This is a genomic window from Cupriavidus phytohabitans (assembly GCF_000426345.1).
Lineage (GTDB): Bacteria > Pseudomonadota > Gammaproteobacteria > Burkholderiales > Burkholderiaceae > Cupriavidus.
On sequence record NZ_AUFE01000065.1, the window covers coordinates 21,431 to 27,910 of the forward strand.

At 61.0% G+C, this 6,480-nt stretch carries 5 protein-coding genes and 1 pseudogene; 3 read left to right on the forward strand and 3 right to left on the reverse strand.

The features are described 5' to 3' along the window. Positions 1 to 9: 9 nt before the first annotated feature. Entirely contained in the window at positions 10 to 1,458 is a 1,449-nt protein-coding gene (sufB, locus tag K309_RS0128560; protein ID WP_029049541.1) for a Fe-S cluster assembly protein SufB, read from the reverse strand. Between the two features lie 34 nt (positions 1,459 to 1,492). After that, the gene (locus tag K309_RS0128565; protein WP_029049542.1) at positions 1,493 to 1,960 is read right to left on the reverse strand and encodes an SUF system Fe-S cluster assembly regulator; all 468 of its coding nucleotides are present in this window, start codon (positions 1,958 to 1,960) and stop codon (positions 1,493 to 1,495) included. 520 nt (positions 1,961 to 2,480) lie between these two features. Between K309_RS0128565 and K309_RS43270 the strand changes: the two are divergent. The 3 genes and pseudogenes from K309_RS43270 to K309_RS42020 form a co-directional block, all read left to right on the forward strand. Beyond that, a pseudogene (locus K309_RS43270) lies at positions 2,481 to 2,738 on the forward strand (patatin-like phospholipase family protein); the annotation flags it as partial. A gap of 161 nt (positions 2,739 to 2,899) precedes the next feature. After that, on the forward strand, positions 2,900 to 4,909 hold the full coding sequence (locus K309_RS0128575; protein WP_029049544.1) for an acyl CoA:acetate/3-ketoacid CoA transferase: 2,010 nt from the start codon (positions 2,900 to 2,902) through the stop codon (positions 4,907 to 4,909). 78 nt (positions 4,910 to 4,987) lie between these two features. Further along, the gene (locus tag K309_RS42020; RefSeq protein WP_156914473.1) at positions 4,988 to 5,080 is read left to right on the forward strand and encodes an IS1096 element passenger TnpR family protein; all 93 of its coding nucleotides are present in this window, start codon (positions 4,988 to 4,990) and stop codon (positions 5,078 to 5,080) included. 18 nt (positions 5,081 to 5,098) lie between these two features. On the opposite strand, the gene K309_RS37765 is transcribed toward K309_RS42020, so the two are convergent. Beyond that, on the reverse strand, positions 5,099 to 5,722 hold the full coding sequence (locus K309_RS37765; RefSeq protein ID WP_232232529.1) for a TetR/AcrR family transcriptional regulator: 624 nt from the start codon (positions 5,720 to 5,722) through the stop codon (positions 5,099 to 5,101). Positions 5,723 to 6,480: the final 758 nt, after the last annotated feature.

The window sequence follows — 6,480 nt, forward strand, 5'->3', positions numbered from 1 at the left end:
GCGCTACCGTTATCCGATACTGCCTTCCAGGCTTACGCCCAGCAGCTTCTGGGCTTCCACCGCGAATTCCATTGGCAGCTCCTTGAACACTTCCTTGCAAAAGCCGTTCACGATCATCGATACCGCATCCTCTGCGCTGATGCCGCGGCTCTGGCAATAGAACAACTGGTCCTCGCCGATGCGCGAGGTGGAGGCCTCGTGCTCGACCTGGGCGGTGGCGTTCTTGACCTCGATATACGGGAAGGTGTGGGCGGCGCATTTGTCGCCCAGGAGCAGCGAATCGCACTGCGAGTAGTTGCGCGCGCCGATCGCGCTCTTGGCCACTTTCACCAGCCCGCGGTAGGCATTCTGGCCGTGGCCGGCCGAAATGCCCTTGGAGAGGATGGTGCTCCTGGTGTTCCTGCCGAGGTGAGTCATCTTGGTACCGGTATCGGCCTGCTGGTAGTGGTTCGTCAGCGCGACCGAATAGAACTCGCCGACCGAGTCGTCGCCCTGCAGGATCACGCTTGGATACTTCCAGGTGATGGCCGAGCCGGTCTCAACCTGGGTCCACGAAATCTTGGAGCGCGCGCCGCGGCAGTCGCCGCGCTTGGTGACAAAGTTATAGATACCGCCCTTGCCTTCCTTGTCGCCCGGATACCAGTTCTGGACGGTCGAGTATTTGATCTGTGCGCCTTCCAGTGCGATCAGCTCCACCACCGCGGCGTGCAGCTGGTTCTCGTCACGCATCGGCGCAGTGCAGCCTTCCAGATAGCTGACGTAAGCGCCTTCGTCGGCGATGATCAGGGTGCGCTCGAACTGGCCGGTGTTTCGGGCATTGATGCGGAAGTAGGTGGACAGCTCCATCGGGCAGCGTACCCCGGGCGGGATATAGCAGAACGAGCCGTCGCTGAATACGGCCGAGTTGAGCGTGGCGAAGTAGTTGTCGGTGTAGGGCACGACCGTGCCAAGGTACCGCCGAACCAGCTCGGGATGCTCCCGCACCGCTTCGGAGAACGAACAGAAGAGGATGCCGAGTTCGCCCAGCTTCTGCTTGAAGGTGGTGGCCACCGAGACGCTGTCGAATACCGCGTCCACGGCGACGCCTGCCAGCAGCTCACGCTCGTGCAGCGGCACACCCAGCTTTTCATAGGTGCGCAGCAACTCGGGATCGACCTCGTCCAGCGTCTTCGGCCCGGCTTTCTGTGAGCGTGGCGCTGCATAGTAGGCGATCGCCTGGTAGTCGATAGGCGGGTGCTTGACCGTCGCCCAGTGCGGCTCGGACATCGTCAGCCAGTGGCGGTAGGCCTTGAGGCGCCACTCGCGCATGAATTCCGGCTCCTCCTTGATGGCCGAAATCATGCGGATCACGTCCTCGTTCAGCCCGCACGGCACCGTGTCCGTCTCCACGGGCGTGTAGAAGCCATGCTTATAGCCCTGGCTGATCAGTTCGTCGAGTTTGCGTGCCGGCGTTGCCATGTTCTGCCTTCGCTTGCCACTGTCATCTCAATCACTAAATGTCAGCTCGCGGTCCGTGTGCGTGTCGGGCGTGCAAGGCGCCAATATCCACCGGGTGCAACACCGGTTGTGCCATATCTGCCAGCGTCACATCGTTAAGCGCCATGAAGATCACTCTGTTGATCGATTGCCAGTTGGCGCGGATGGCGCACAGACCTTCCTGTGCACACAGGCCGGCTGCGACGCTGCACTCGGTCATGCCGGCGGGGCCTTCCATGGCATCAATCACCTGTGCGATCGAGATCTGTTCCGGCGGTCGTGCCAGCAGATAGCCGCCATTGGCACCGCGCAACGACTGCAGCAAGTGGCGCTTTGCCAGCGTCTTCAGAATCTTGCTCGCCGTCGGCACCGTCACGCCGATCGCGGCGGCGACCTCGGCGGCACTGTAAATTCGGCCAGAATTTCGCGCCAGGTGCGTCATGATCACCGTGCCGTAGTCGGTCAGTTTGCTGAGTCTGAGCATCGCCGCCACCAGTATTTGCAAATTAGAACCAAACTGGTCCTCATTTGTTCCGGCATCCCTGTTTCGTGTCAGGCAACGTTGCGGCCGCAATCTTATCGCCCTATCGCGCCCAGGCAACGTCCGTCTTACGTTCTTTAGACCCCGCAGGATGTGGTCACTGGTAAGACGGGCTGACTAAAGTGAAAGCGATGCTAGGGCTGGTGTTCCTCTTGGCAATTGCCATCGCGTTCTCCTGTCAATACTGAAGTCTGCAGCGGCAGGCGGGAACTCCACCAGGGAATTTCGGGTTCCAGCGTACCGATTGCTGTCGCCGAACCCCGGAAAATGTGCCGGTTCGTGAACAATGCGGCGGCAGCTAGCAAGCTCGCTCACACACCGCAGTGTTTGCAAGCAACGGCAGAGCCTATCCTCGTCAAGGGTCCCTCGTTTGCATCGCCCTCGCCTCCGACCACTCGGCCACGATAACAGCGAGGAGCGCCGGGCAGGGGCGCGGCTGGACCCGGCACTGGAGGGACGCGACATGTCTGACACCGGGGTAACGCGCCATGCCGGCGAGGCCAAGGGTGCCGTGAAGCTCATCACGCTTGCATTGCAGGGCGGCGGTTCCCATGGCGCCGTTGCATGGGGCGTACTTGACCGTCTGCTCGAAGACGAACGGCTTGCCATCGAAGGCGTGAGCGCCACCAGTGCCGGCGCCATGAATGCCGCGGTACTCGCCTACGGCTTGCTTAAGGGTGGGCCGCCTGGCGCTCGCGCCTCGCTGCACAATTTCTGGCAAGACGGCAAGCTCAATGCGGACTGGGACTTTCTTTGCCACCTGCGTGACCAGGGGCGTAATGAGGCCGGGCATTGCCTGGCGCAGAACTACAGCGCAATCGGCGAACGCTGCAGCGTCGACTTGCGCAAGGAATTCCTTTGACGAACTCGCAAGGTGAAAACATGAGCTCGCAAGCAAGCACAATTCGTCTGGCCGTCCACTCGCGCGAGAATGGCAAACTGGTCTCGGCACGCGAAGCGGTGCGCCTGATCCGCGACGGCGATACCGTGGCGACCGGCGGCTTCGTCGGCATCGGCTTCGCGGAAGAAATTGCCATCGCCATGGAGGAGCTTTGCCTTGCGCAGGAATACGAGGCGCCAGTCAGCCTGACAAAGCCCCGCAACCTGACGCTGGTCTACGCCGCAGGGCAGGGAGACGGCAAGGAACGAGGCCTGAACCATCTCGCGCTGCCAGGCCTGGTGAAGCGGGTAATCGGTGGACACTGGGGCCTGGTGCCGAAGCTCCAGCAGCTCGCGGTAGGCAACCAGATCGAAGCCTACAACCTGCCGCAGGGCGTGATCACCCATCTGTTCCGCGATATCGCAGCCGGAAAGCCGGGCCACCTCTCGCGCGTCGGACTAGGCACCTTCGTCGATCCGCGCTTTGGCGGCGGCAAGCTGAACGAGCGCACCACTGAGGATCTGGTGGAGCTGATGTGCATCGGGAATCAGGAGTATCTGTTCTACAAGGCCTTCCCGATCCACGTCGCCATCGTGCGCGGCACCACAGCCGATCCGGACGGCAATATCACCATGGAGCGCGAAGCCCTGACGCTGGAAGCCCTGGCGATCGCCATGGCTGCGCATAATTGCGGTGGCCTGGTGATCGTCCAGGTGGAGCGCATCGCTGAACGGGGCTCGCTCAATCCGCGCCAAGTGAAGATTCCGGGCGTGCTGGTGGACTGCGTGGTGCTGGCCCGCCCCGAAAACCACCAGCAGACCTTTTCCACCCCATACAACCCGGCCTTCTCCGGCGAAGTCCGCGTGCCTGTGAGCAGCGTGGCGCCGATGCCGATGAGCGAGCGCAAGATCATCGCCCGCCGTGCGGCCATGGAACTCAAGCCGAACAGCGTGGTGAATCTCGGCATCGGCATGCCGGAAGGTGTCGCCAGCATCGCCAACGAGGAACGGATCCTCGACCTTCTGACGCTCACCGCCGAGCCAGGCGTGATCGGCGGCATCCCTGCCGGCGGGTTGAACTTCGGCGCGGCGACCAATCCGGACGCGATCATCGACCAGCCCTATCAGTTCGACTTCTACGACGGCGGCGGGCTCGATCTCGCCTTCCTCGGGCTGGCGCAGGCCGATTCCATGGGCAACCTGAACGTATCCCGGTTCGGGCCGCGCCTGGCTGGCGCCGGGGGCTTTATCAACATCAGCCAGAACGCCAAGAAGGTCGTGTTCGTCGGCACCTTCATGGCGGGCGGCAGCGAGATCGCGATTGCCGAGGGAAAGCTCCAGATCCACCGCGATGGCAGCGCCAGGAAGTTCGTCCAGGAAGTGGAGCACCGGACGTTTTCCGGCCCGCACGCGGCCGCGGCCAACAAGCCGGTCCTGTATATCACCGAGCGGTGCGTATTCGAGTTGAGCGCGCAAGGCCTGGAACTCATCGAGCTTGCGCCTGGCGTCGATCTGGAACGCGATATTCTCGCCAAGATGGACTTCGCGCCGATCGTGCGCTCGCCAGCCCTGATGGATGCGCGGATCTTCAGCCCTGAGCCGATGGGACTGCGCGCGGACGTGTTGCGTCTGCCACTGGAAGCACGCGTCAACTACGACGAAGAGAAGAACATCCTGTTCCTGAATTTCGAACAGCTCGAGGTGAAGCGCCCGGAGGACATCGCGGCGATCCGCGCGCAGGTATGCCGCGTCTGCGAACCACTGGGTCATAAGGTTTATACCGTGGTCAACTACGAAGGCTTCGTTCTTGACCGCAGCGTGGAGGATGCCTATGTCGAAATGATCGAGGAAATGGTGCAGCGCTTCTATATCGGCGTGACCCGCTTCACCACAAGCGGCTTCATGCGTGCCAAACTCGGTGACACCCTCGCCCGGCGCGGGCTTTCTCCCTATATCTATGAAACCGAGGCAGAGGCAGAGGCATTCTTGCACGATCAACCGGAAAGCCACTGATGCGCACAAAGCAGGAGATGCGAAGAGCAGCAGCGGGCCGTAACAGATTTTCCTCGGTCGCCGTCAGGCAATGCAACATTGACGCTCGGGCAATTGCACCATTTCATCCAGGTAGTCATGGGAAGGACCGACGAACATCTGCACACGTTCAGCATTCGTGGCAGGCGTTAGGCGACGTAGCATTTCCGCCTAGCTGCGCTTGCGGACCGCGGAGCCTGCAGTGGGCATCGTCGTGGACGGTCCGGGCGGACTGATCAACGTAATAACGGCGTCCAGAAGCGCCTCGATTCGGCTCGGCTTGAATCTCTCTGGCTCGATAGGGAGCATCATCATCCAGCCTTCGCCAATCGCGCTAAGTTGGTCGGCGAGCAGCTCCGCAGTGATATCGCTGCGGATCACGCCCTCTTCCTGCCCCCTCTCCAGTAAAGCCACGCGTTTGCGTCGATATTGGGCGTAGCGCCGCTGGAAGATCGCGGCGAGCTCCGGATCGAGCCTTGCCTGCGCGATCAATTGAAACTGCACGAGCCACCTGGCCGGATCGTCGGCAGTAGTCCAGTTCAGCCACTGTTTGAAGGTCGCTTTGATGTCGCGCGGATCGTGGCTGGACCCGATGAACGACTCGAACTGGTCAAAGTGGTTTTCAACGAGCGCTTTGACGATCGCTTCCTTGTTCTCGAAGTAATGCAACAAGGAGCCCGTGGTGCAGCCGGCCTGCTCCGCCACCTTGCGCAAGGAAGCGCCAGCATAGCCTTCCCGTGCGACCACAGTCGTGGCTGCTGCGAGATAACTGGCGCGCCTTGCCTCGCGATCCACGACCGGGCGCCCCCTGCGCCGTTTGGACGGGTCTGCGGTGGCCTGGGGAGCAGGATCTGGCGTCTTCAAGGTAGGGGCACGTGTCATGGGATCGACGGTATCGGCAAACGACGCCATTGCAGGGCGAATATAGCGCAAAAAGTTTACAAGAAGGCACATTCAGCGACGCAAGTCCAAGAGGGGGGCATTGCGCCCTCGACCTGCGTAGCGAATTGCATTCCAACTCCGTGGCAAATCCTAACGGATCGGATGCTGTGCTGCTGCGCGCGGGGTCCATAGAGCCGCGCAAACAGCCCTCACACGCTCGACGAACGGCTACGTCATTCATACGAGTAATCCCTAATCCCTTCCGCGGCTTATTTTTTATAACATTCGTTAGATCTAACATACGTTATAACAATTGTAGCGCAAGAGACACTGCCGTGTGAACCCTCTGGCATCCCCCAGGGCTCACCGGGCGCACTCATCCATTCTCGAAGGGAGACCGCATGCTTACTCACTCACGTGTACGTCCTACAGACCATGATCTACCCGGCATGTTGGCGCCCGAGGGTTCATGGCGTCATTGCTTCTCACACCACCCATTTGATGTTGAACTGGCCTACGCGGAAGGTGTGTATCTGTATGACACCAAGGGGAAGCGATATATCGATGCGGAGCTAAAGTCGAAACTGGTGTACAGGCGGGGAATTTGAGGCGCGGAGTAGAGGGCGGTGGAGCTTTCCGCTGAGAATCTGATTGTCGAGATCGGAAACCAG

Excerpts from the sequence above, each read along its gene's own strand:
- K309_RS0128575 (WP_029049544.1), top strand. The coding sequence starts at position 2,900 with ATGAGCTCGCAAGCAAGCACAATTCGTCTGGCCGTCCACTCGCGCGAG.
- K309_RS0128565 (WP_029049542.1), bottom strand. The coding sequence starts at position 1,960 with ATGCTCAGACTCAGCAAACTGACCGACTACGGCACGGTGATCATGACG.
- sufB (WP_029049541.1), bottom strand. The coding sequence starts at position 1,458 with ATGGCAACGCCGGCACGCAAACTCGACGAACTGATCAGCCAGGGCTAT.